Origin of the sequence: Arthrobacter sp. UYCu512, assembly GCF_040547075.1 — a bacterium.
Taxonomy (GTDB): Bacteria; Actinomycetota; Actinomycetes; order Actinomycetales; family Micrococcaceae; genus Arthrobacter.
Genome location: NZ_JBEPPA010000026.1, coordinates 1 through 24,310, shown reverse-complemented (window position 1 = coordinate 24,310; position 24,310 = coordinate 1). Strand labels below are relative to the sequence as shown.

General features: G+C 65.6%; 23 protein-coding genes and 1 pseudogene. 10 read left to right on the top strand and 14 right to left on the bottom strand.

Going from position 1 to position 24,310, the window contains the following annotated elements:
• The first annotated feature begins 203 nt into the window (after positions 1-203).
• Both ABIB49_RS18070 and ABIB49_RS18065 read left to right on the top strand, forming a co-directional pair.
• Positions 204-2,216, top strand: coding sequence for an acyl-CoA dehydrogenase family protein (locus tag ABIB49_RS18070; protein WP_283481065.1), 2,013 nt, complete (start codon positions 204-206; stop codon positions 2,214-2,216).
• A 153-nt stretch (positions 2,217-2,369) separates the two neighbouring features.
• Positions 2,370-3,182, top strand: a complete 813-nt coding sequence (locus tag ABIB49_RS18065; protein ID WP_282360822.1) for a TIGR04086 family membrane protein — start codon at positions 2,370-2,372, stop codon at positions 3,180-3,182.
• A 35-nt stretch (positions 3,183-3,217) separates the two neighbouring features.
• Here the strand turns inward: ABIB49_RS18065 and ABIB49_RS18060 are convergent, their stop codons facing one another.
• On the bottom strand, positions 3,218-3,655 hold the full coding sequence (locus ABIB49_RS18060; protein ID WP_226774149.1) for a YchJ family protein: 438 nt from the start codon (positions 3,653-3,655) through the stop codon (positions 3,218-3,220).
• A gap of 226 nt (positions 3,656-3,881) precedes the next feature.
• Between ABIB49_RS18060 and ABIB49_RS18055 the strand changes: the two genes are divergently transcribed.
• From ABIB49_RS18055 to ABIB49_RS18035, 5 genes and pseudogenes are all read left to right on the top strand, one after another.
• Positions 3,882-4,547 carry a hypothetical protein gene (locus ABIB49_RS18055; protein WP_283481063.1) on the top strand — a complete coding sequence of 222 codons (666 nt, stop codon included), beginning with the start codon at positions 3,882-3,884 and terminating at the stop codon, positions 4,545-4,547.
• Between the two features lie 40 nt (positions 4,548-4,587).
• Entirely contained in the window at positions 4,588-5,592 is a 1,005-nt protein-coding gene (locus ABIB49_RS18050; RefSeq protein ID WP_283481061.1) for an aldo/keto reductase family protein, read from the top strand.
• Positions 5,593-5,596: 4 nt separating this feature from the next.
• A complete protein-coding gene (locus ABIB49_RS18045; protein WP_226774152.1) occupies positions 5,597-6,451 on the top strand; it encodes an SDR family oxidoreductase in 855 nt (284 codons plus the stop codon).
• Positions 6,452-6,487: 36 nt separating this feature from the next.
• Positions 6,488-6,598 (top strand): annotated as a pseudogene (locus ABIB49_RS18040) (hypothetical protein); the annotation flags it as partial.
• Positions 6,599-6,974: 376 nt separating this feature from the next.
• Complete coding sequence (locus ABIB49_RS18035) at positions 6,975-7,397, top strand: DUF4282 domain-containing protein (RefSeq protein ID WP_283481060.1); 423 nt, start codon at positions 6,975-6,977, stop codon at positions 7,395-7,397.
• Positions 7,398-7,422: 25 nt separating this feature from the next.
• Here the strand turns inward: ABIB49_RS18035 and ABIB49_RS18030 are convergent, their stop codons facing one another.
• The 6 genes from ABIB49_RS18030 to ABIB49_RS18005 all read right to left on the bottom strand — a co-directional run bounded on the left by ABIB49_RS18030 (position 7,423) and on the right by ABIB49_RS18005 (position 13,520).
• The gene (locus tag ABIB49_RS18030; protein ID WP_282360820.1) at positions 7,423-8,226 is read right to left on the bottom strand and encodes an anti-sigma factor domain-containing protein; all 804 of its coding nucleotides are present in this window, start codon (positions 8,224-8,226) and stop codon (positions 7,423-7,425) included.
• Complete coding sequence (locus tag ABIB49_RS18025) at positions 8,213-8,842, bottom strand: RNA polymerase sigma factor (protein ID WP_226774155.1); 630 nt, start codon at positions 8,840-8,842, stop codon at positions 8,213-8,215. Before ABIB49_RS18025 ends, ABIB49_RS18030 begins: the two co-directional genes overlap by 14 nt.
• Complete coding sequence (locus ABIB49_RS18020) at positions 8,839-9,549, bottom strand: class F sortase (protein ID WP_354157541.1); 711 nt, start codon at positions 9,547-9,549, stop codon at positions 8,839-8,841. Before ABIB49_RS18020 ends, ABIB49_RS18025 begins: the two co-directional genes overlap by 4 nt.
• A 79-nt stretch (positions 9,550-9,628) precedes the next feature.
• A complete protein-coding gene (locus tag ABIB49_RS18015) occupies positions 9,629-10,465 on the bottom strand; it encodes a DUF4397 domain-containing protein (RefSeq protein ID WP_226774157.1) in 837 nt (278 codons plus the stop codon).
• Between the two features lie 236 nt (positions 10,466-10,701).
• A complete protein-coding gene (locus ABIB49_RS18010; RefSeq protein WP_354157540.1) occupies positions 10,702-12,411 on the bottom strand; it encodes a DUF4389 domain-containing protein in 1,710 nt (569 codons plus the stop codon).
• A gap of 53 nt (positions 12,412-12,464) precedes the next feature.
• Complete coding sequence (locus ABIB49_RS18005; protein WP_226774159.1) at positions 12,465-13,520, bottom strand: zinc-dependent alcohol dehydrogenase family protein; 1,056 nt, start codon at positions 13,518-13,520, stop codon at positions 12,465-12,467.
• A 371-nt stretch (positions 13,521-13,891) separates the two neighbouring features.
• Here ABIB49_RS18005 and ABIB49_RS18000 point away from each other — a divergent pair, with 371 nt between their 5' ends.
• Positions 13,892-15,388 carry an amidohydrolase gene (locus ABIB49_RS18000; RefSeq protein WP_354157539.1) on the top strand — a complete coding sequence of 499 codons (1,497 nt, stop codon included), beginning with the start codon at positions 13,892-13,894 and terminating at the stop codon, positions 15,386-15,388.
• On the opposite strand, the gene ABIB49_RS17995 is transcribed toward ABIB49_RS18000, so the two are convergent.
• The gene (locus ABIB49_RS17995; protein WP_354157538.1) at positions 15,385-15,894 is read right to left on the bottom strand and encodes a hypothetical protein; all 510 of its coding nucleotides are present in this window, start codon (positions 15,892-15,894) and stop codon (positions 15,385-15,387) included. The two genes, ABIB49_RS18000 and ABIB49_RS17995, sit on opposite strands and share 4 nt — an antisense overlap.
• A gap of 868 nt (positions 15,895-16,762) precedes the next feature.
• Between ABIB49_RS17995 and ABIB49_RS17985 the strand changes: the two genes are divergently transcribed.
• Positions 16,763-17,263 carry a DUF2975 domain-containing protein gene (locus tag ABIB49_RS17985; protein ID WP_354157537.1) on the top strand — a complete coding sequence of 167 codons (501 nt, stop codon included), beginning with the start codon at positions 16,763-16,765 and terminating at the stop codon, positions 17,261-17,263.
• 144 nt (positions 17,264-17,407) lie between these two features.
• On the opposite strand, the gene ABIB49_RS17980 is transcribed toward ABIB49_RS17985, so the two are convergent.
• From ABIB49_RS17980 to ABIB49_RS17965, 4 genes are all read right to left on the bottom strand, one after another.
• On the bottom strand, positions 17,408-17,890 hold the full coding sequence (locus ABIB49_RS17980; RefSeq protein WP_226774163.1) for a DUF2306 domain-containing protein: 483 nt from the start codon (positions 17,888-17,890) through the stop codon (positions 17,408-17,410).
• Positions 17,891-18,833: 943 nt separating this feature from the next.
• Entirely contained in the window at positions 18,834-21,065 is a 2,232-nt protein-coding gene (locus ABIB49_RS17975; RefSeq protein WP_354157536.1) for an FtsX-like permease family protein, read from the bottom strand.
• Entirely contained in the window at positions 21,062-21,775 is a 714-nt protein-coding gene (locus ABIB49_RS17970) for an ABC transporter ATP-binding protein (RefSeq protein ID WP_226774165.1), read from the bottom strand. Before ABIB49_RS17970 ends, ABIB49_RS17975 begins: the two co-directional genes overlap by 4 nt.
• Complete coding sequence (locus ABIB49_RS17965) at positions 21,772-22,299, bottom strand: PadR family transcriptional regulator (RefSeq protein WP_226774166.1); 528 nt, start codon at positions 22,297-22,299, stop codon at positions 21,772-21,774. The genes ABIB49_RS17970 and ABIB49_RS17965 overlap by 4 nt, the downstream gene beginning before the upstream one ends.
• Positions 22,300-22,571: 272 nt before the next feature.
• On the opposite strand from ABIB49_RS17965, the gene ABIB49_RS17960 reads away from it, so the two are divergent.
• On the top strand, positions 22,572-22,844 hold the full coding sequence (locus ABIB49_RS17960) for a DNA gyrase subunit A (protein WP_226774167.1): 273 nt from the start codon (positions 22,572-22,574) through the stop codon (positions 22,842-22,844).
• A gap of 322 nt (positions 22,845-23,166) precedes the next feature.
• Here the strand turns inward: ABIB49_RS17960 and ABIB49_RS17955 are convergent, their stop codons facing one another.
• Together ABIB49_RS17955 and ABIB49_RS17950 are read right to left on the bottom strand one after the other, a co-directional pair.
• A complete protein-coding gene (locus tag ABIB49_RS17955; protein WP_354157535.1) occupies positions 23,167-23,814 on the bottom strand; it encodes a nucleoside/nucleotide kinase family protein in 648 nt (215 codons plus the stop codon).
• A 134-nt stretch (positions 23,815-23,948) separates the two neighbouring features.
• Positions 23,949-24,209, bottom strand: a complete 261-nt coding sequence (locus tag ABIB49_RS17950; protein ID WP_226774169.1) for a suppressor of fused domain protein — start codon at positions 24,207-24,209, stop codon at positions 23,949-23,951.
• Positions 24,210-24,310 lie beyond the last annotated feature (101 nt).

Sequence of the window (24,310 nt, the reverse complement as noted above, 5' to 3'; positions counted from 1 at the left end):
GGCTGGCTAGACTTCTACAACCACCGCCGAAACCACGCAGCCCTCGGAGGACGACCACCCATCAGCAGATGTAACCAACCTGCTGGCTGAGTACACCTAGTACCGGGACCTACCCGCGGGTAGTATTGCGTGACAGCTGAAGGGTCCTCCACCCACGGCGGATCCAGGGCTCAAGCCGGTACCCCGGTTAGAGGAGATGCCCGATGAGCTCCGCCGTTGAAAATCCAGCCACTGGCAAACCAGCCGCCACGCCCGCCTCGGAAGCCACAGCTCCACCTGCGGCGCTCGGTCCGGACGCTACTGCGGCCGACGCGCGGGCCATCAGCGAGGCTGCCCGTGAGTCCAGTTGGGACCGGCCCAGTTTCGCCAAGGGCCTGTACCTCGGCAGCTTTGACCTCAGCCTGATCCACCCGTGGCCGGAAGCCCCCGCGGACGACGTCGAACGCGGCGAAGAGTTCCTGGCCCGCCTAACCGAGTACTGCCGCACGATGTCCGGGCGCACCATCGAGCGCGACGCGCTGATTCCGGATGCGTACCTGAAGGGCCTCGCCGACCTCGGTGTTTTCGGCATGAAAATTCCCCGCGACTACGGCGGGCTTGGCCTCTCCCTGGTCTACTACGGACGGGCACTGGCGCTGCTGGGTTCCGTCCACCCCAGCCTCGGCGCCCTGCTCTCGGCGCACCAGTCGATTGGCGTCCCCGAGCCGGTGAAGGTATTCGGCACGCCGGCACAGAAACAGGAGTATCTGCCGCGCTGCGCCGCCGGCGCCGTGACCGCCTTCTTGCTGACCGAGCCCGATGTTGGCAGCGACCCCGCCCGGATGGGCAGCACCGCAGTCCCTTCCGACGACGGCGAGTCCTACCTCCTGGACGGCGTCAAGCTCTGGACTACCAACGGGGTGATCGCCGAACTCGTGGTGGTCATGGCGGTGGTTCCCTCCCGGACCGGTGCTGACGGCACCGTGCACAAGGGCGGAATCAGCGCCTTCGTTGTTGAGATGGATTCCCCCGGCATCACAGTGGAAAACCGCAATGCCTTTATGGGGTTGCGCGGAATTGAGAACGGCGTCACCCGCTTCCACCGGGTCCGGGTGCCGGCAGCCAACCGGCTCGGCCGCGAAGGACAGGGCCTCAAGATCGCCCTCACCACGCTCAACACCGGCCGGCTCGCACTTCCAGCGCTCTGCGTCGCCTCCGGGCGGTGGAGCTTGAAAATCGCCCGCGAGTGGTCCAACGCCCGCACCCAGTGGGGTCGCCCGGTGGGCCAGCACGAGGCCGTGGGCAAAAAAATCGCCTTCATTGCAGCCAGCGCCTTTGCCCTCGACGCGGTTTTTGAGCTTTCCGCCGAAATGGCCGACGCCGGGCAGAAGGACGTCCGGATCGAGGCGGCCCTGGCCAAACTGTGGTCCACCGAGATCAGCTGCCGGATCGCCGATGAACTGGTGCAAATCCGCGGCGGCCGCGGTTTCGAAACAGCGGACTCGCTCGAGGCCCGCGGCGAACGCGCCGTACCTGCCGAACAGCAGCTCCGGGATCTGCGCATCAACCGCATTTTCGAGGGATCCTCAGAGATCATGAAACTGCTGATCGCCCGCGAAGCCGTCGACGCGCACCTGACCGCGGCCGGAGATCTCGCCTCCGCGGACGCCAGCCTGTCCGACAAGGCCCGGGCCGCCGTCGGGGCCTCCGGCTTTTACGCGAAATGGCTGCCCAAACTGGTCGCCGGGGCCGGCATGGACCCGCGGTCCTACAGCGACTTCGGCAGGCTCGCGAAGCAACTTCGCTTCATCGAGCGGACCTCGCGGCGGCTGGCCCGGCAAACCTTCTACGGGATGGGCCGGTGGCAGGCCAAGCTTGAACACAAACAGGCTTTCCTGGGCCGGATTGTGGACATCGGGGCTGAACTGTTCGCCATGGCCGCGGCCTGCTCCCGGGCGGAAATGCTGCTGCGGACCTCCCCGGAGAAGGGCGCGTCCGCTTACGATCTTGCCGAGGCATTCTGTGAGCAGGCCCGGGTGCGGGTTGATGAATACTTCGACCAGCTTTGGCGGAACACCGACGAGACCGACCACGCGCTTTCCCGCACGGTTCTGGCCGGCGATCACCAATGGTTGGAGGCCGGCGTCCTTGACCAGTCCGAAGGGACCGGACCGTGGATTGCCGACGCCAGTGCGCGCGCGTCGGTGAAACCGAATCTGCACCGAAAGTACCGCTGACAGGAGACGACACCCAACGAGCAATAGTAAGCATCCTTGCTACCATGTTCTGGCCGTGATTAGCTGGTGGTGAGGCCTGCACGCCGGCCTCCGCCTGGCGGTGCCCGGCTCAAAAAATGAGTCCGGGTCATTCAGTGAAAGTGAGCAGTCCTCATGAGCAACCCAGCAGGCCCCGATGATCGCACTCCCCGACGCGCCCGTGACGAGGACACGCCCGGCAGCCAGAACGCCGGGATCCACGACGCCCGCCAGGATGCCGACCGCCACAACACCGTCCGCATCAACGACACCCAGGCCATCCCGACCGGCACCGAACCAGCCCGCAGCCGGCCCGTCACTGCCGTGCGCCACGACGCGACGGGGCATGAGACTGTGCTCGACGATGTCCCCACCCGCGAAACCGTGGTGGCCCGCGAAAAGGAGCAGTTCGGCGGCATCAAGATTGGTTCAGCATTCTTCGGCTGGCTGGCCGCCACCGGAATGGCCGTCCTGCTGACGGCACTGGTCGCGGCTGCCGGCACCGCCGTTGGCCTCGCCACTAATACGGACGTCAACGCTGCAGTCACCGCGGGCAACGAAACGATGGGGCTTGTCGGCATCATCGCCGTGCTGGTCATCTTGTTTGTGTCGTATTTCTCCGGCGGCTACGTCGCTGGCCGGATGGCACGTTTTAGCGGCGCAAAACAAGGATTTATGGTGTGGGTCTGGGCCCTCATCGCCGCGGTTGTCGTCGCCATTCTCGGCATCGTGGCGGGACAGCGGTACAACATCCTGGCCCAGCTCAACAGCTTCCCGCGCATCCCGGTCAACGAGGGCGAACTGACCGCCACCAGCGCCATCGCCGCAGTTGTGGTGGCCGCCGTGGCCCTTGTCGGCGCCGTCCTGGGCGGAACCGCCGGCATGCACTTCCACCGCAAAGTGGATCGCGCCGGGTTCACCCCGGTGGAACCGGTCGAGGAACGCTAGGCAGGCAATTTCGCCGGCACCTGCAAGCCGGTCATTCAGCCGAACTCGACGGCGTCAACGTAATACCAGCGGCGGTCGACCCGGACGAAGCGGCTGGTCTCATGGTGAACGCCGCGTCCGCCGTGGTGACGGAAATGGGCCTTGAACTCCACGATGCCCTCGGAGTCCAGCGGGCCACCGCGCCGGGTGGCGACGATGTCCAGCCGCCGCCACTGCAATCCATGATCCAGGTCCAATGCGGCCGGCCTGCTGTCCGGGTGCCAAGTCCGCAGCAGATAGCCCGCATCCAGCAGCACAAAAGCGCTATACCGGGAGCGCATCAGCTGTTCGGCCGTCGATGCCTGCGCCGCGCCGCTGTGGAACCTGCCGCAACAGAGACCGTACTGCTCCCCCGAGAGGCACGGGCAGTTGTCCGTGAACGGGGCCGGACCGGGTTGGCCGGATCCGGGAGGGGCGGTGTCTGGGGGCGTCACAGTTTGTCCTTTCCAGGTTGCCGGACGACGCCGGCGAGGCTCCTTCCGACTATAGACGCAGGCCCGATGGTGCTGGCCGAGCCGGGTCCGTAACAGCTTCGACACGTCTTGGCGAAGACACCGCCTGCCTGCGTGTCCGGCAGAGAAAGTACGTATGGTTAAGGGGTGCCGTTGCCCGCAGCGCAGAGCGGGACGCGCCGCCGCAAGGCCAGCAAGGAGAGGTGAAATGGGAGATCCGACAACCATCGCCCTCAATCTGACGTTCTTCGGGACCTTGGCCGTTGCCTTTGTGATGACCTTCGGTCTCTTCCTGGCCTTTGTTGCCACGCTGGTGATTGCAGGCCTCGGCCGGCTGATCGCCGTGACCGTTATGGCCTTGGGACGCGCGCTCTTCAGTGCAGCAGGCAGAACCGCCGAACCGGTCGAGCACACCGGTCCGGTTCGCGCCGCCGTAACGATCCAGCATCGTCCGGCCCACCCTTCCGAGCCCGCCCAAGCGGCCGGGCCGGTAAGGACGGAACCTGCCCTATCAGCGGGCTGGGTTGACGCCGTCGCGCAGGCAGACGCCCGCGCAGCTGCCCGCGCCAAGGCGAAGATCGCGCCGGCCGTTAAGGTCACGGTCCGCGAACTGCCGGACCCGGCGGTCCCGGCATGTGACGTGCGTGCCGTAGCTCCGCTGGTAGAGTCCTCCACCGACCGGAACGGCCAGCTTGGGAGCGTCCCGGCCGCGTTCAAAAAGATCCCACTGCCTGCGCCTCAGTCGCTGCTGGACACTGGTTCGCTCGCTTCCGTTTCCGGGCGGCCTCCGCTGAAGCCGTTGCGCGCGTCCGTTTCCCGGCAGCCGAACGCCCGACCATCCGGGACCCAGTCCCAGAAGCGCAAGGCAAGCTAGGGCCTTACCCCCGGAAGCTAAGTCGGCTACGTTGGAACCCATGGAATTCAGATACCTCGGGAACAGCGGCTTCAAGATTTCGGAAATCACCTTTGGCAACTGGCTTACCCACGGTTCGCAGGTAGAGAACGAGGTCGCAACCCAGTGCGTACGGGCCGCACTCGACGCCGGCATCAGCACCTTCGACACGGCAGATGTCTACGCCAATACCGCCGCGGAGACCGTGCTGGGCAAGGCCCTCCAAGGTGAGCGGCGCGAGTCGCTGGAAATCTTCACCAAAGTCTTCGGCCCTACCGGCCCCAAGGGCCACAACGATCTTGGCTTGTCCCGCAAGCACATTATGGAGGGCATCAACGGCTCCCTTTCGCGGCTGCAGACGGACTACGTGGACCTCTACCAGGCACACCGCTTCGACTACGAAACCCCGCTGGAAGAGACGATGCAGGCGTTCGCGGATATCGTGCGGCAAGGCAAGGCCCTCTACATCGGCGTCAGCGAATGGACCGCCAACCAGATCCGCGACGGCCATGCCCTCGCCCGGGAACTGGGTTTCCAGCTGATTTCCAACCAGCCGCAATACTCCATGCTGTGGCGGGTCATCGAGGCCGAGGTGGTTCCGACGTCCGAGGAACTTGGTCTCTCGCAGATCGTTTGGTCACCGATGGCGCAGGGTGTGCTGAGCGGGAAATACCACCCGGGCAAACCCGCGCCGGAGGGCAGCCGGGCGACGGATTCCAAGGGCGGCTCGAAGATGATCGAGCGCTGGATGTCCAACGAGGTCCTCACCGGCGTGCAGCAACTCAAACCAATCGCTGACGAGGCCGGCCTGACCATGGCCCAACTGAGTATTGCCTGGGTCCTGCAGAACAAAAACGTGGCCTCGGCCATTATGGGCGCATCCCGGCCGGAGCAGATCGAGAAGAACGTCGCGGCGGCGGGCGTGCAGCTGGATGCCGGGATCATGGCCAAGATTGACGCCGCGATCGGCTCTCTCGCCGAGCGCGACCCGGCGCAGACCAAGTCGCCGGCGTCCCGGGAGGCCTAGGCCCGTGACGTGTACGCCCACGCTCGCCGTCACTGGTTCCACCGGGCACCTCGGCGGCATGGTGGCCCGCCACCTGGCCGACGCCGGCACCCCGCAACGACTGCTCGTCCGTGACCCCAGCAGGGCCCCGCAGCTGGAACGCGCCGACGCCGCCGTCGTGACCTACGCCAACCCGGCGCTGGCAAAAGCGGCACTTGCGGGGGTGGAGACGCTTTTTATGGTCTCCGCCGCCGAGGCCGAAGACCGGATGCAGCAGCACTTCACCTTCGTGGACGCGGCTGCCGCAGCCGGTGTGCAGCACATCGTCTACACCTCGTTCTTCGGCGCGGCGGCTGATTGCGCCTTCACTCTCGGCCGGGACCATTTCGCCACTGAGGAACACATCAGGGCTTCCGGTATGGACTACACCTTCCTGCGGGACAACTTCTACCTCGATTTCCTGCCCTTGCTGGCGGGCGAGGACGGCGTGATCCGCGGACCCGCCGGGGACGGTTCCATGGCGGCCGTTGCCCGGGCGGATATTGCCCGCTCCGCCGTGACCGTGCTCCGGGACCCGTCCCTGCACATCAGCAGAACCTACGACCTCACCGGACCTGAGGACCTCTCCTTGGCCTCGGCCGCGGCACTTCTCACCGCCGGGACCGGCCGGACCATCACGTTCCACAACGAGAGCCTGGATGAGGCGTACGCCTCGCGCGCCTCCTACGGGGCTCCGGCGTGGCAGGTGGACGCCTGGGTGAGCACCTACACGGCAATCGTCACCGGTGAACTGGCCGGGCCGACGTCGGCCGTCCACGAACTCACCGGCCGCGAACCTTTGGGCCTGGCGCAGTTCCTGGCCGAGTCGCACGCGATCTAAGCTGCGGGACTGGGCCGGTGTTGACGCCGCACCCGGTCCTGCCGCGCCACTGACGCCTCCGGCGCAATCCAGCCACTGGAACAGTCCTGGAACTACCAGGGGATGGGCAATAACGTGGTGCAACGGATCAAGGTGACGGTCCAGTAGCAGGCCGTCCCCGGTTTAGTCCCACGTGGCACTGCCCCAATAGTCTTCGATCGCGACTGCTGAAATGCTGACAGTGTCCCCGGAGACGACCACCACCTTATTTGGGGCCATAAAGCAGGCAAGATTTCCGACGTCGGCAGGCGTTGCGGTGCAGTTCAGGTGGGCGGTCCTACCCCGCAGCAGCCCCCTTGCGGCACCTCGTTATTCAGCAGGCCCGCCGGCGTCCCGGAAGGCCCTGGGCCCGGCCGTTTCGACGGTTCGCTGAACACTCGACGCAGCACAACAGCAAAACCGCAGGAAACCGCCGCAGCTGCGGTTATGCTCAGCGTGACAAACATAAATCGTCGCTGTCAACGGCGCTACTTTGGGGGAAATTGTGAAGAACTTGTTTGACCTGTCATTTACTCGTTTTATCTCGCCATCCATCGCCAAGATCGTCTACATCCTGATCATGATCGCCTTAGGCGTGATGTACCTGGTTTTTGTTATCGCAGCGTTTAGCAGCCGCAGCCCCGTTTTGGGTCTGCTCGTTCTATTGGTGATCGGGCCCCTGTTCGTCATCATTTACCTCGCGCTGGCAAGAATCGGCCTCGAATCCCTCGTAGCCGGTATCCGCACCGCGGAAAACACCGCAGAGCTGGTCCGGCTCCAGGGCGGAACGCCCGCCGCAGGAACCCACGGCGGGCTCCCTGCCTGGCCCAACTCGCCGCCGGTGTGGAATGCGCCGACCTCCCAGTCACCCGGAACGCAGCAGTACCCCGCCGGATACCGGACGCCGGAACAGCCGCCAGGGCAGTAGGGCCGGCATCTGGGGATCGGTCAGCTCACAAGGCAAGGGTCCCGCGGACAATGCTGACGCTGGAGTGCGCGGGATTCCCGTCAACCGGTTCGTCGGACACGTCCACGATCGGGTATTCGGCCAGATCCAGGCCCTCCGGCACGGAAAATGTGCCGGAGCCGGCGGTCATGACCCCCAGGCTCACCAGCCGCGAGAGATCCGGCGCGATCAGCCAGACCTCCTGGTAGCCGCGGGCCTCGTTTTTGTCGACCTGTACCTCCAGGGTGCGCTGCCCGTCCTTGGCCTCGACGACGCGGGCCGATCCGGTCGCGGAATGCCGGTCCACCGGAGTGAGTTCGGCCCGTGCCAGTGGGGTCACCGCCGACTGGTTCTGCTGTATGGACCAGAAGGCCCCGCCGGCCAGCAGCGCTGTGGCCGCGGCCGCAGCCAGCCACATCCCGGACCGGCGGATCCGGCCGAAGCGCCATCCGCCCGTCTGCTGCTCGCCGGTGCTTTCCGCCCGGGACGGGAACGGCGTCACGGACCCATGCGCCGGCGGTGGCTCAGTCGCTGCCACCGGGCGGGAACCCGGCGTCGGCGCGGACCACAGCGGGTCGGCAGCTACAGCGGCGGAAAGCCCCAGGACGCCGTGAATCCCTGCCCACACCTGCGGCCCCGGCGGCTCCAAGGCGACGATGGCCGGTCCGGGCTTGGCCGCCAGCACAGCGCGGCGGAGGCCAGAAAATTCTGCTGCACAACCAGCGCAGGCCCGGAGGTGGTCCGCGGCGTCGTCGCCGATCGCTTCGCCGAGGGCTAGCAGGCTCAGGGAATCCGGATCAAGATGTTGCACGGTCTACCTCCAATCGGCTTCTGAGCTGGGACAAGCTGCGGCGGATGTGGCTCTTGACCGTACCAAGCGGCAGGTCCAGTTTCTGTGAAATCTGCGAATGCGTCAGGTCATCGTAGAAGGCAAGCCTTAGGATTGATCCTTGCGGCTCGCCCAGTCTCTCCAGTTCCCCGTCCAGCAGCAGTCGGTCGGCCAGAACCTCCGCAGCCGCGTGCCCGGCCGCCTGTTCCGGGTCCGGGGAGCGTTCGACGGCGGCCAGTACCTTCCGGGCTTCCCGCATCGAGGCCGCTTGCGCGTCCGTGATCACGTTCCGGGTGATGCCCACGATCCACGCCGGCAGCCGCGCTTTCTTCGGGTCGAACGCAGACCGCGACCGCCACACCCGGATGAACACCTCCTGGGTAACGTCATCGGCCGCGGAGTTGTCGCGCAGCGAGCGAAGCGCCAGCGTATGCACCAGGGGAGAGAACTGCCGGTACGCCTCTGCCAGCACAGTTTCGTCACCGGCGGCGAAAGATTCGGTGAGTTCCGGGTCCCAGCCGGAAGAGTCCTCGCGAGGTGCCAATCCCGGCTCCTTCCCGCTGTTGGTGGCGACGATGAGCCCTGCGCCTTGAATCATGCCGGAGCCGCCGTGACAATCACATTGTCACCGTAGTCCTGCTGTTCGTCCAGCCATCGGCCCCCGCAAGTCACCAGTTTCAACTGGGGCGGACCGTCACGCCGGAAGATGGAAACGCCGTCGAACGCGTCTTTGGCCATAAGTTCGACCCCGGTCACCCGGAACGTTAGGGCTGCCGACCCTTCGCGCTGGACCGTCACAATGGTGCCGGGCGCGAGGGACTTTAGTTGGGAAAAGGGCGCCGAATCGGAGGTCGTGTCGACGTGTGCCGCAAGCACCGCGGATCCGGCCGCGGCCCCGGGAGCCGGGCCGTAGCGGTACCAGCCAGCCTCGTCGAACGGATCCGGGATCTCCATGGCCCCGTCGGGGCTGACACCCACCTGCACGATCGGCATGTTGATGGTGGTTCCCTCCACCGTAAGGAATCGGGGGGCCGGGTCCTTGGGCGCCCGGACCAGTGGGGTTGCCGGCCGGACCGGAATAACTGAGGTGGGGACTGCAGGAGTCGCAGCCTGTACCGGCGGCGGGGGCTCCAGGCTGGGTCGGCCCGCGTCGGGGACGGACGCCTCCATTGCGGCGCACCCCGCAATCAGCAGGGCCATCGTGAGGGCGGCGGCCGCGTGTCGCGCGGCTGGGCTCCTTTCGGCTGTCCGCTGCCAAGGAGCCGACGATCCCCCGGCGCCCTCCGCCGTTGTCGTGCGCTTCATGACCGTCCTCCTGACGTGGTGAGACCCGGGCCCCGGCCGCCCGGCGGGTAGCCGGGCGGCCGGGGTTTGTGGTTGCGGCTTAGCGGGTGCTGTGGAACACCGGCTGCCTGCGGGACAAAGCGACGCCGCCTCCCAGCAGCAGGAGGATCACAACACCAATGCCTGCCATCGCGGCCGGCTGACCGCTTGATGCGGTTCCCGCGTCAACGGCACCGGAGCGTCCGCCGGGAACGCCGGCGGGGGCGGAATGCAGTCCTTCAATGTTCTGCACGGCCAGCATCAGGTTCTTGTCCGCGAGGCTGCCCCAGGCGTACACGATCGTGTGGGTGCCCTCCGCAACCGTCACATCGGCCGGACCAATCACCGGAGCCGTGGTCCCGGCGGCAGCAACCGCAACGGACAGGGTGCCGGGATCCAGCGTGAGGGTCTTCTCATTGGGGTTGGCCAGGCCGGAGATCACGGAGGCACCACCGGCGAGGATGTCCACGGCCGGCGCCGCTGCGGTGTGGCGGACAGTGAGCTTTCCCTTACCGGGCTCCAGCCGTGAAACGTCATTCGTGAAGAAGTTAGCCGTCGGTTTCCCCCCTGCGTCAAGGTTTGCGACGGCCGTGTAGTTGCCGCTGGCAGCGAGGGTAACCTTCACGGGTCCGATCACAGGGGCGGAGGCATCCGCGGCGTCTGCGGCGGTGATGGCGAGGTCATAGTCGCCGGCCGGAAGGGCCAGCGGACCGGCCAGGGTGCCCGGAGCGAAGTTGTCAAGGGTCCGTTCGCCGTTCACCCAGACGTCAACAGTAAGTCCGGGAACGCCATGGAGGACGGAAAGCTGGGCGTCGGACTCGGCGGCCTGGGCGGGGCCGGCAAGGGTGAGAGCTGCCGCAATTACTACGGCGCCCGCTGCGAAAATCCTGGTACGCATCTACATCTCCTTCAACGGCCCGCCGGGCGGGCGATTTTTGCTTACACACCTACTACCGGCGCACGGGGCCGTTTGGATGCACATGCATGTAAACAATTTTTTTGAAGGAGGTCGAAGGCAGCGTCGAAGCACGACCAACACTATGGCGGCGGTTTCGGCATAGCGGCCGGGCACTCCGGTGGACTTCCCGGCCGCTGCGTCGAGTGTCCCGAAACGGACTGGGGTCCCGGAATGGACTAGTGGCTCGGCCGGTTGTCTTGGCTCGCTGGGACGGTCGGGCCCGCCGCGGCCTCCGGTCCGGCTGGAGTCTCGCGTTTTTCCGGGCCGCGGGCTGCCGGCCCACCGATGCCGTAGAAGCCCTGCCCGCCATTTGTCGGCCGGGCATTTGTCGGCCCGGCGGGATCGCCACCGGGTGCACCGGGCCCGGCGGGATCGCCACCGGGTGCACCGGGCCCGGCGGGATCGCCACCGGGTGCACCGGGCCCGGCGGGAGACCATGCCGGGGGTATCGCGGCGGTGTCACCCGGATCACGCGGCCCCGAATCCAAATGGAAAGGCGGGTATTCATCCCGCATCAGGGAAACATAGGCCCAGACGCGGTAAATCCAGCGGTTGAGCCCCAGCAGGAAATCGAAGAGCCCCCTCGCGTACGCCCCTGTGAACAACAGGACCACTCCGGCGATGAGAACCAGCAGCCCAAGCAGCGACACCCCTACGCCCACCTGCGCCCAGCGACCGTCCCGGTAGACCCACGTCTGGGCAGTTCCGGTCAGCAGAGCCACGATCAGCAGGTGCGGGATGGCCAGGAGCCAGGACTTCACGAGCACCAGGCCGCGGGACAATTTCTCGGGATAATCGACGTCGAAGTCCGCCGGGTAGTCCGTGCGCTCCAAGGTGAACGGCGGATAGATATCCGTGCCGAGCGCCGCGTAGGAGTAGAAGGCCACCCGCCAGCTCCAGCGGAGAACGCCGACGTTGAAGTTGAACAGCGAGCGCGGGTAGCGGCCGGTAAAGAGGATCGCGAACCACGCCACGATCGTGACCACGCCAAAGGCAAACCAAAGGAAAAAGAGCACAATGAAGTGCGGGATCGCCAGGAACCATTTGAACAGCCACAACCACCGGGACAGCTTGGGGTCCAGATAGCCGCTGAGCCGGGCCGGATAGACGGCGGCAGATCCCGGCGGGGCACCCGCCGCCGCACCGGCCGCAGGGAACTGGGGGGCTGCCGCTCCGGCCACCGCCCAGCTCTGCCCGGGCATCGGCGGCGGACCACCCCGACCCAAACCGGCGGCGCCAAGCACTATCAGCGGAATCCCGATCAGCAGAAATACAACCCCGCCGATCAGGAGACCGACGAAGACTGGCCACAACAGCTCGGAGCGGGCTCCGGCCTTTAGCTCAACGGCCGTCGGAGGGCTGGCGTCCGCGTTCATAATCACCACAGCCCAGCTACCGGAGCGCAGGTCCCATTCCAGCTGCTGCTCCCCCGCACCGGTAGCAGAGGCGGCCCAAAAGCTTTGGTCCGCCGGCCGCGCCGGAACGTTGGCCCCGGCCACACTCCGGTACTCCACCCGGAAAGGGTTGAATCGGACATCGGTGATCTCCGCATGGCTGACACCGTCCAGGTAGGCCGCCACGTCGCTCCGCGGCCCGACCCCGATGAAGATGTCCTTGCCGGACTCCCCCGAACCGCTCAGCATAAGGCTTCCGACCACGCCGACCGGAACGGCATCGGGCACTCCACGCTCCGTCATGATGTCCAGGCGGGGTGTGGTCAAGGCGTAGCCGCTCGTGGCGTACCGTTCCGAAGGCGTGGTGAAGTACCCGTTGTCGCGCTGGACATAGTTGCCAAAGCCCGCGGCGCCTGCTCCGGCCAGCAGCCCCAGCCCGAGGAGGGCGCTGAGCGTACCCAGCACCAGCATGACGATCCGGCCTGGTCGCATGGCCGCCATCCTTTCAGATCACTCGGATAACCCTGCTCAGACAACCAGGGCTTTTATGCCGTGATGACTACTTTGAGCGCCTTCGTCTCTGCGGCACGGGCAAACGTGTCGTAGGCCTCCAGGAACTGGTCGAACGTGAAGTGGTGGGTGGCGAACTTTTCCGCCGGAACCTTCTTTTGAGCCACGAGTTTGAGGAGCATCGGGGTGGTGTTGGCGTTGACCAGGCCCATGCTGATATTGATGTTCTGGATCCAGAGGCTTTCCACGTGCAGCTCCACAGACTTGCCGTGCACACCGACGTTGGCCACGTTGCCACCGGGGCGCACGATTTCAGTACACATGCTGAAAGTCGCCGGGATGCCGACCGCCTCGATCGCCACGTCAACACCCTGACCATCGGTCAGCGCGAGCACCTGATCCTTCCAGTCCGGGTCGCTGGAGAGGACAACGTCGGTGGCGCCGAACTCCCGGGACTTTTCCAACCGGTTGGCGTCAAGGTCGACGGCGATGACGGTGGCAGCTCCGTAGAGACCGGCGGTGGCGATGGCGGCGAGGCCTACCGGGCCCGCGCCGACGACGGCGACCGTATCGCCGGGCTTGACGCGGCCGTACTGCACCCCGATCTCGAAGCCGGTAGGAAGGATGTCGGAAAGCATCACTGCCTGTTCATCGGTGACGCCCTCGGGGAGCAAATGAAGGGAGTTTTCGGCGTAGGGGACCCTGACGTATTCGGCCTGGGTGCCGTCGATCAAGTGCCCAAAAACCCAGCCGATGCCGGCTGCACCCTCCCCGCCCATACAGTGCGAGTAGAGGCCGGTCTTGCAGTTGGCGCAGTGGCCGCAGGACTTAATGCACGAGATGATAACGCGGTCGCCCACCTTCAGGCTGGTGACCGACGAGCCGGTTTCGGTGATGGTCCCCACGCCCTCGTGGCCCAGAATCCGGCCTTTGGTGACGGCAGGGACATCACCTTTGAGGATATGGAGGTCTGTCCCGCAGATCGTTGTAGTGTCCACTTTGACAATCACATCGCTGGGATTCTGGATCTTGGGATCGGGGACGTCGGTCCAGGACTTCTCTCCTGGACCGCCATAAACGAGGGCTTTCATGCGTTCTCCTTGATTGTGGTGACGGCCGGTGGATTGGCCACGCGGTGCCGGCACGGTGTGAACGAAGCGTCTTGGACGTCGAAAGTGCCGCCACGGCTTACCTGCTGCCCGTGGGGCACGGAGATGCATACCTCCCGCGCAGTCCGTGAGCAGGACGCTATTCCTTCCCAAGGCTCGAGCGGGACCCGAACCACCCATATGCAAGCGGTTCATCCCCCAATGCCCGCGCAGGAACCGCTACGAATCCAGCCTCGCCGGTACCCGGTTCCCGGGTAAGGGGCGAAAGTCCCGTGTCCGGCCCGACCCCTGGCAGCCAGCGGCGGCGGAGGGCCGGATTGGCGCATTGCGCTCCGGCCCATACCCTGTGTCCTATGCCCGAGACTGCTGACGTTCCCCGCAATGACCTCGTTCTCGCCTCGGCGCGCTTCCCCGGCGGGACGACGCTGTATGACCTGCACCTAAGCGGCGGGGTGGTGTCGCGGATCGCACGCGCCGGACTGCCGGCTGTCGATGCATCCCGGGTGGCGGATCTGGGCGGCCGCTACCTTATCCCGGGGTTGTGGGATGAACATGTCCATATGACCCAGTGGGCCCTCGCCGCCAACCGGATCGATCTCGCCGGCGCCGCCTCGGCGCATGCGGCAGCCGACGTCGTCAGTTCCCGTCTCGCCAGCCATAGCGCTGACGGCATGACGGTGGTGGGCGTCGGCTTCCGCGACGCTCTCTGGGCGGATGTGCCCAGCCTGGAGCTGCTCGACGGCGCCACCGGGGGCGTGCCGGTGGCGCTGCTGAGCCACGATCTGCACTGCGTCTGGCTCAACAGTGCGGCGGCTCGCCGTTATGGCCTGACAGTGGACGCCTCAGGGCTGCTGCGCGAGGAGCCGGCCTTCGAACTGACCCGTGAGCTGGGCAACCTGCCCGATGCCGTGGTGGATGCCTGGGTGCGGGGGTCGGCGCAGGCTGCGGCCGCGCGCGGGATCGTGGGGATTGTTGATTTCGAAATGACGTGGAATGCCGGCGTCTGGCGGCGTCGCGTTGCGGCCGGCTTTGATTCGTTCCGGGTGGAGGCCGGCGTCTATCCGCGGGATCTGGCCCGCGCCATTGCGGAGGGGATGCGGACCGGGCAGGAACTCGACGGCGGGGCGGGCCTGCTGCGGGTGGGCCCGCTGAAGGTGCTGATCGACGGCTCGCTGAACACCCGCACCGCCTTCTGTGTGGACCCTTACCCGCACGGCGGCCGCGGGCTGCTCACGGTGAGCGAGGCCGAACTGCTGGAACTGCTGGTCCGGGCCAAAGAGTCCGGCTTTGTCCCGGCCGTGCACGCAATCGGCGACGGCGCCAACGAGGTGGCTTTGAATGCCTTCGCCGCGGCCGGGATCGCCGGGCGGATCGAGCACGCCCAGTTCGTCCGCGGCCAGGACTTCGCCCGCTTCGGCCAACTCGGCCTGACGGCGAGTGTCCAGCCCGCCCATGCCCTGGACGATCGCGATGCCGCCGATTCCAACTGGGCGGGGCGCACCGACCGGGCATTCCCGCTCCGGTCGCTGCTGTCCGCCGGTGCGACGCTGGCGCTGGGCTCCGACGCGCCAGTGGCTCCGCTGGAACCGTGGACCGCAATGTCGGCGGCCACCACACGGGCGCGGCAGGACGGTCGAGACCCTTGGCACCCGGAGCAGGCACTCACACGGCAGGATGCCCTGACGGCGTCAACACGAGGGCGGGGCAGGATCCGGGTGGGGGATCCGGCGGATCTCGCGGTACTCGACGGCGACCCGCTGGCGGTATCCGATGCTGTCTTCGCGGCGATGCCGGTGGCTGCAACGCTCGTGGCGGGGCGCTTTACGCACGGCGGGGCAGCCTGGAGCTAGCTGCCCTTGACCCGGGCCTGGACCAGGTTGGCGTAGGGCAGCCGCCCGTACTGATCAACAAACGCGGCGTGGTGTCCGGCCTCGGCCGCATGGAGCTGCTCAACAGGCAGCTCTTTCCACGCGACGACAAGCGACCCGGCGGCGGCGAGCTGCCAGATCAGCCGGCCGTCCCAGTGACCGGGTGGATTGCCGATGCCGAAGTCGACGAATTCCTGGATCTGCCGGCGCAGTCCGCGGTTGCCCTTGCTGCCGGGGCCGGCCTTCCCCACGTAGAGGACGTCGGCGCCGTCGACCCATTCGGCAGCGAGCGCTTTCGCCGTCAGGGTGGGGTCCTTCTTCTTGAAGATGCCGGCCGTGCTCTTGGCCAGGAACTGATGTCGGAAGCCCTCCGGCTGCAGCACGGCGAAAATCCCGGGTTTCTGCGGGATCCGGTTGATATCAAGGTCTCCGAGCGGGCGGAAACCGGTGAACCCGTCCTGTTTCAGTGTTTGTCTGTTGATCGGCATGGGTTCCTTGGATCGGGGCGAGGGTGTGGTTTTACGAAGTCGTCTGCACAAGCTTCCCCGAAAGCACGGGGGTTTGCAGCCGGGTATGGACATCTGGTGTCCGAAGTCCCCTGCACAAAGCGTCACTTTGGTCAGGAGTCGCCTGCCCAAAACGTCAGGGTACCGCGCGGCCCGCGTAGGCCTTCTCCGGAGTCCCTGCGTCAGGGTCTAGCGAGGCGTTGAACGAGGGTGTCGGTGCAGGTCCTGGTATGCGGCGGGAAATTGAGCGCCCATGCCGCGCCGAACCGATGTTCACGATGTGCCGGCTCGCTGGCTCGCTGGCTCGCTGGCTGGAGAAGATCACGTGGCCGGCGCGGCGCGCTGGATGGCCCGGTAGACGGTGGAGCGGGCGACGCCAAAGAGTTAGGCGATCTCCGTTGTGGTGTGTGTGTGCCGCCCCGATGGAGGCTTACGAGGTGCGCTTCCCGCTTTTTGGAGAGTTTGGGCTGTCGGCCTCGAAGCTTGCCTTTGGCCTCCGCCAACGCCATGCCTTCGCGGGTCCGGGCGCGGATGAGGTCACGCCACCGAGGGCGTGGAGACCATGGTGTTAGGCGGTGAGGTCTTGGCTGCTGGTCGAGCAGCGGACTTAGCCGATGAGCATACTTCGGACCGTAGCGTATAAGGCACCTCCACCGGGCACTAATTCGGGCACGGTATACGGGAATGCGGGAATGGGGGAAACACGCGGATGTGGAGAAGGCCGACGGGCAGCGTCGGGGCGGCCGGTGGAGGACCGGCTATCGGGACGGTTGAGGCAAGCTGCGTGGCATCGTTTCATTCCATTCCCAAGTCGCTGGGCCGTCTCGGAGGGGAGGGTTACGCTTTGGCCATGGGGAACGTAAAAGAACGCACAGTTCAGCCGAGCCTGTTTTTTAGCCGGAGAACCTTATTCGCACTGTCTGTCGCGCTGGTGGCCTTGTTTCTCTTGTCCGTCGTGGTGCAGGTGTGGGTGTGGCCGGCGGCGGTGGAGCGGACGGTCTTCCTTTTCCCTGAAGTGGGTCCTCTCGCTGCCCAGGCAATCCTCTGGGGTGTCTGCGCGGTCCTGTGTTGGCAAGTCATTGCCGTGATTGGGCTGGAGCTGGTCCGCCGCGCCCTCGGAAATAGAGCTGACTCATCAACTCGCAGTTGGATTGGCGCGGTGATCGGCTGCCTGCTCGCATTCGCCGCGATCGTCACGGTTGCTTTCACCGCGCTGAACGAAAGAGGCTACACGCCGCCAGGGGTGATGCTCGGGCTTTTCGCGGGAGGGCTTATCGCTCTGATCTCAGCGGGAGCTCTAGCCGTCTTTCTTGGCAGCAGCCCCTCATTGAGCATGTACTCGCAGAATTAGACGGGCGACGCCGGGGCAGTAATCGGAGCGCCCGAAAAAGGATCGGCTAACGGGACTTCGAGGCGCCAGGGATCCCCTGACATCCCCGCTATACAGCAATGTTCTGCTCCTGCCCTGGGTCCCTGCCGTGGGTGCACGGCCGGGCTAGGTGATGGGGACCCTTGTCTTGCGGAGCTGGGCAATGCCGGTGACGGTGAGTGTGGCTGTGCCCAGCAGGGCCAGGATCAACAGCGCCAGCAGCGGGAGCTGGTGGATGGCGAGCTGCGGAATGCGGCGCGATGGCACTGCCAGAACGCCCACAAAAGCGCCGACCAGACCGAAGTAACTACCGGTCATGAAACTGCGGTGGGCCCTGATGTTTCTCTTCCAGATGGCCCACAGTCCCGCTGTCAGTGTGCAGAACGTCAGCACTGAGAGTGCGTGGAGCCAATTGAACCCTCCGTCGATGGTTCTGATTCCGAACGACGTCAGCACCACGACATACGTAGCAACAGCCCAGATCCTGCCCACGATCCGGTGAACGCTGCCGCCTTTGGTACGGCGCAGCAGGTTCACGGCTCCGAAAATCAGTGAGTAGCTGGCGGCGATTGCGTGAAGCGAGATCAGAACGGTCCAGGAGGAAGGCATAGTCCGGAGCCTAGCGGCCCGTGCCGCAGACCATTGGGCGTGCGGGCACAGTCAGCTGAGACCGCGGTATATGCGCCTGAGGCGCCGGTACGCGCGGGCACGTGTTGAAACTCGTCGAATTTGACCGCGGAAATACCACGTGAGTGCGAGGCCGAGGATTACGAGCGGGAGCAGCTCGGGGGCCAAGGCGAACGTGCCGAAGACGATGTCGAACGCTTCGAATCCAATCAGTGATCCGGCCGCGAACCAGACCCATCCACCGAACAGGGTGGCTCGCATAGTCACCTGGCGGAACGCTCGACGGGCGAGCTGCCACAGCAGTCCAAGGCGACGGTGAGCCGCTGAGCGGTATCGCGGGGGCTTGTTGCAGGGTGAGGACAAGAGGGTATTGGGGGACATGGCGATGAGCTCCTTGTGGCGGCAGTCAGAGAAGTGTTCTGAGGTCGCCCGGGAGGAGTAGCGCACACAGCGCGTTGGCATGTTCCAGGTGTGGGCGGCTGGATTGCCGGCAAAGGTTGGATTCTAGAGGGCTGTGAGGAAGCTCCCGGGGCGGCGGCGAGGTCTGCCTGGAGCGCGAGGGCCTGTCCCTCCGACGGGTGCGGACCGAACCAAAGACAAGGAGAGTAGGCCGTGCTGGCCCTCCAGGCCCGGGGCCTCAGAGTAGCCCCTTGTAACCAGAAGGGTGCAGAGTAGCGCTTGCAAGGCGCACGCCATGAGGACCGTCAGGGCCACGGCCAGAGCAACGAGAAGGAGAGCGGTGACGGGGGGAGCACCCGCGCTGAACGTCGTGCGGATCGCAACGTCGGCGTGGACAAAGCGCTCTAACAAGACCCACCCGAGCAATAGCACTATGCCTCCCCAATCGCCCTCACGGTAACACCGCCGGAGCGTCCCGATCAACGATCCTTCACCGGACGTTTCATCGGCTCGTCTCAAGGGCGTTTCACTCGAAGCGGGTAGCCGTCATTGCCGTATTGCTCCGAATGAGGCCGAAGGTCGCGGTGACTGCTCCGAGGGCCAGGAGCAAGCTGAGACCCAGGGCCATGAAGTAGTCGGGTGCCGGCCAGGTCACCCGGTAGCTGTCGTCAATGAAGGTCACCATCAGCCAGGCGACAAGGAATCCGAGGCCGACCGAGAGTAGCAGCACGGCCAGGAGCGGGACTGCTGCTTCACGGGTGATGATGCGGCGCAGGACGGAAACCGGCATTCCCATCAGCCGCATCAGGCCGAGAACTCTCTTCCGGTCCAGAACGGCGGAGGCGGTGGCGACGGCCAGCGAGAGGCCGGCGATGGCGATCGCGACGAACATGCCGAGGTAGGCAAGGACGGCCAGGCCCTGAATCAGGCGGCCGGTGGACTGCAGTTTGAGGTCCAGCGGGGAGGTGGCAGGGATGGCCGTGATGCCTGAACTGTTTAATGCTGTCCGGGCACGGTCCATAGCTTCCGGGGTCCCGTCGGTGCCGAGCACCATCACGACAGGAACCAGTCCGTCCAGGTTGGTGGCGGGCGCCGGGGTCAGTGCCAGTGGTTGCGTGGTCCAGTAGTGGAGGAACGACATATCGACGGCGACAGTCTCTGCGGCCGGGATGTCCTGGAATCCGAGGTCGGGGGCGTCCGCGGCGCGAAAGTAGATTTCAGAACCGGCACCCCTTTCGGAGAGAGCTGCCGGGCCGTAGCCGACGGTGGCGCTGCGGATTCCGGCCAGGTCCCTGGCCTGGCGGGCGGCCTCCGCTACCTGGGCCGGGGTGTGTCCGCTGCTTATGGTGGCGTGGAGGCTGGTGGGCTGGAGCAGGCCGGGCCGGGCCGGGCGCACCTCCGTGGATTCGACGATGCTGGATCCTCCGGCGAAGACGGAGACCACGAACACGGCGATGACCAGTCCTGATACGGACCGGAAGGTCGCGACCGGTGTCTTTTGGATCCGACTGGCGGCAATGACTCCGGCCGCGCTTCGCGCCTGGCGCAGTCCGATCCGGCTCACCAGGCGGGTCAGCCAGGGACCGATGACCACGATGCCGACGAGGATGAGCAGAAAGCCGAGGATAAGGAGCGGTGATGCCAGCCACAGTAGCCCCGCGTCGCCGGTCCGGATCGCGGGGACAGCCGTGATCATGGCGGCGAGTCCGGCCAGCACGGGCGCGGTCCGCCACATGGTGGGTGTTTTTTCGTGCACGGCCCTCGTCACACCCAAGGGGCCAATGCCGGCACGGGCCGTGCGGTGCGCGGCCACAAGTGTCGAGGCCGCGACCACCAGGGCGACGACGCCGGCGACGGCCGCCCATCCGGTGGTTAGGTCGGCGGCGAACATCCTGGTGCCGTTGACCGGTATTTGCGCGGCAGCCGGCCTCAGCACGATCGCCAGCGCGACGCCCAGCAGCGCCCCGATCAGGCTGGGAACGGCGGTTTCGACGGCGGCGATCCGGGAGATGACCTGTGGGGATGCGCCGATGAGGCGCAGGGTCGCGAAGCGTTCCCGGCGCTGGGCGGCGCCCAGACCGGTGACAATGCTGATCAGCAGCAGAACGGGGAAGAACACCGCAATGGCCCCGATGGACACCACCGTGTTGTAGGCGGCCGCGCTGCCACCGTAGGGGCCGCTAGTGGAGTCTGACACCAGGACGGCCCTGCCGTTCTGGCGGAGCTCGGCCTCCGTTGCTCCTGTGACGACGATCAGGGAATCCGGCCCGGGCAAGGCAGCATCATCAATCGTGCCGGCAAACGTCCCGAAACGGTCACGAAGCTCATCGCTCGGTGTTGATTCGATCAGACGCTTCAGCGCCGGGGACGCGTAGTAATGGCCCGGCTCCGGAGGTTTGCCGATCCCGGGCATCCTGACGGTGGCCGAATCCAGAGCCGCGACGTCGCGGCGGTTAATCAGCTGGTCACGGAAGACCTCCACCGGGTTGGCTTCCATGAGCACCGTGGCGGGGGTCAGCGGAACCGGTGTCCCCGGTCCCGAAGTGGTCGGATCTTCCGTTGGCGGGGCGGCGACGGACGGGCGTCCGGTTTCGCGCAGCCAGGCACCGCGGTCATCACGTGCACTCAGGCCGTTGGCGCCGCCCCACAGCAGCACCAACAGGCATACTCCGACGGCGACCCCTCCGGCGATGCCGGCGAGCCTGCCGTAGGCGGACCTGCTGCCGACGACTGCCAGCTTGAGCAACCCCGGATTCACGCGGACACCCGGTAGCCGGCACCAATGGCTCCGTCGCGCACTATGACTTCCCTGTCCGCATACGCGGCGGTGCGCGCGTCGTGGGTGATCATCACCACCGTGGTGCCCTCTTCACGGACCAACTCGAGCATCAGCGTCAGCACGTTTTCTGATGCGAGAGAATCCAGCGAACCCGTGGGCTCATCGGCGAACAACACGGCAGGGGACGTCACCAGAGCCCGGGCGACGGCGACGCGCTGTGCCTGGCCTCCCGACAGTTCGCCGGGCAGCCTGGCGCCAAGCCCCTCCAGGCCAAGGCGTTCCAGTATTTCCGTGGATCGGCGCAGCGCGTCCGGCCGCCGAGTGCCGGCGAGCAGCAGCGGGATGCTCACGTTGTCAGCTGCGGTGAGCTCCGGCAGCAGCTGGCCGAACTGAAAGACGAAGCCGAAATCGGTCAGACGCAGCCGGGCCCGTTCCGGCTCTCCGAGGGCGCTGGTCTCCATCGGCGGCCGCCCGGCGGGGCGGTAGGCAACCGACCCGGCGTCGGGGACAAGCACACCGGCCAGGCAGTGCAGCAGCGTGGATTTGCCCGATCCGGACGGGCCCATGACGGCTAATACTTCCCCTGCGTGGACGTCGAGGTCGACGCCCCGCAATGCCTCCGTTTGCCCGAAGGAGTGGTGCAGACCGTGGGCACTGAGGATGGGTTCAACGGTGTCATGGGTGCTCATGCGCTCTGGAGCTCCTTCTTGAGTTGGGTTAGGCGGGCGCTGGTGAGGTCGATCCAGCGCAGGTCAGCTTCGATGTGGAACAGGCCGTGGTCGCACATCAGGACCCGGAGCAGGTCCGCGTCCTTCTTCAGCCGGGTCAGTTCCCGCATCCGGGCCATGTGCTCGCCGCGCTGCACGTCGAGCAGCCGGTCGGCATCGTCGTCGAGCAACAAGGCGATCACGGTCTTGGCAAAGAGCTCGCTCTGCAGGGACTCGGAGGGAACGTCGGGAGTGAATAGCCACTCGCGCACCCTGTCTTGGCCGGCCACGGTGATCTCGTACTTCTTGCGGTCCGGTCCGCCTCCGGTCTCCTCACCCAGGGCCCGGATCAGCTCATCACGGACCATTCGGGCCAGGGTCGAATACACCTGCCCGAAGGCCAAGGCCTTTCCGGCTCCGAAGTAGCGGTCATAAGAGTGCTTGAGGTCGTAGCCGTAGCTCGGCTCGCGGCTCAAGAGGCCCAACAGAGTGAGAGAGTTGTTCACACCCCCATCTATACACTGAGTGAATAGTGCGATGCCAGCTTTGCATCAGTGGACGGGGCCGTGTCGCGGCCCGGGCGCAAGGAGAAGGCATTGCAGCTCGACCGGCGGAGCACAGCGGATGAGTTGGCAAACACGAGTGCACACGAATTCTAGATATGGATTTGATCGCTTCTTGACGGCATTCGTGATCGCGCGGTGTCGCAGCAGTGGCCCGTAAACCGATCCTCCACCGGTACTCCATGCCATGAGCTTCGTCGTGCGAGAATCGCCGCATGGATGAGGACGAGCGACAGATCAGGCAGCAGTTGATGCTCCACGAGGCTCTAGTGCAGGCAATGGATCGGCGGGACGAGGTCTTCCACGAGATCGAGGATTCACAGGACATGGACGAAGCGATCCGTCGGGTGGGTCAGCTGTTGGGCTTGGACGAGCACGGCAGCCGGGCAGTCTTGGACATGCAGGCTAGAACATTCACCCGAGACCGGCGTCAGGCCATCGCGTCCTTCGCAGAAGAACTCAGATCACGCTTGCCTGATCGGCGCTGAGGACTCGGCGCCGTCCATCAATTGCTGTCTCCCTCGTCGCGGCTCGCGTGGCGGGCTTCCCATAAGCCGATCCCTCACCGGACGCAAAAGTTCGCTGCCATCGTTCAGCGACACCGGAGCGACGACTACGCCCCCTAGAAAGTGGCCTGCGGGGGCGCTGCCCGCGGGGTCTGGGTGGAAATGCGTCTTGGCTGCGCCCACGACCTCGCCTACGGTGACGGCCACGAAAACGACTCGGTCGTTGCTCGGCGCGATCATCTCTTTGGTCCAGCGTATTGGGCGGCAGGAGCCGCTCCCTGGTCCGTGGCCGTTGGTCGAACCTTCACCGGACAGTTGAAACCATGTCGGGACGGATGACTTTTGGGGAAGTGAAATCAGAGTTATCTACGACGAACGTGGCAAGTTCCCAGGGGCGTGCAGCGTCGAAGTAGAGGCGCTGTTCACCGACGTACCGGCGCATCGTTGGGTGCTCAGGGTCGGGGTTGCTCCCGTTCCGAACTGCCATTCGTGCCGCGGTTTCAGTGAACGGAACGTCCAGAAACACCGAAGCATCCCAGTAGGAGGCGAGTTCATCCCGGTGCAGGAACATGCCTTCGACAACGACCAGTGCATCTGATGGAGCGCGAACGACCTCCACTAGTGCCATTCGGTCGGTCACTGAGTCATAGGAAGCCGGCGAGTACCAGCCGTCCCCCTTTGGGCCCAGTGGCGTAAGCAACTGATCCTGCAGGGCAGCGTAGTTGTAGGTATCCTGCCAGAACCCTTCGGGTGAGGCACGTCCCTTGGCATGCCTGACAGGCGAGGGGTTCAGAAAGTCATCGGCGTGGACGACAATCACGGGTCGATTCTGGATCTCGAAGGCCAGGTTTGCGGCGAACGATGTCTTGCCACTGCCATCCACGCCATCGATTGCAACGAACCGGCGCCCTGGACCGATGGCGCTGAGAATGTCGGTTGCCAGTGATCGCATGAACTTCTTCATTTCGCCATATTCCCAGAAGCGGCCCCTAACCAGCGTCCGCAAGAGGATCCGCTTACGGTGGCAATCCTGTTCCTTTATCGCTGCCCGCCTCAGCATGCATGGCAGGTCAGACACCCACTGCGCTATGCACTTAGTGGGCCCGGAAGGCTCCGGTTTAGGTCAGAAAGTCTGGGTGGGTCCTCATCCCAGACATCAAACAAACCTTCAACGTCGTGTTCTTTCACGCGCTGGGCTTCTTCGGCGAAGACCGGCGTGGCATCCAGGAAGACTACGTGGTGCCCGTTATCGAGTTGCAGCGGCGGCATGAAGCCGTCAAATCGTTCCAGCATGAGCCACGACCTGAAGGGTAGGCCCTCAACGATATAGCCGTTGCTTGGAGTCACCAGATGGCTCCGTGCGATCGCTGCCCGGTGGTTGTCCGTGCGTGCGTCTCGACCACATTAAAGCCCGCAGCCACCAGTTCGTCGCAGAGATCCCCTACCGG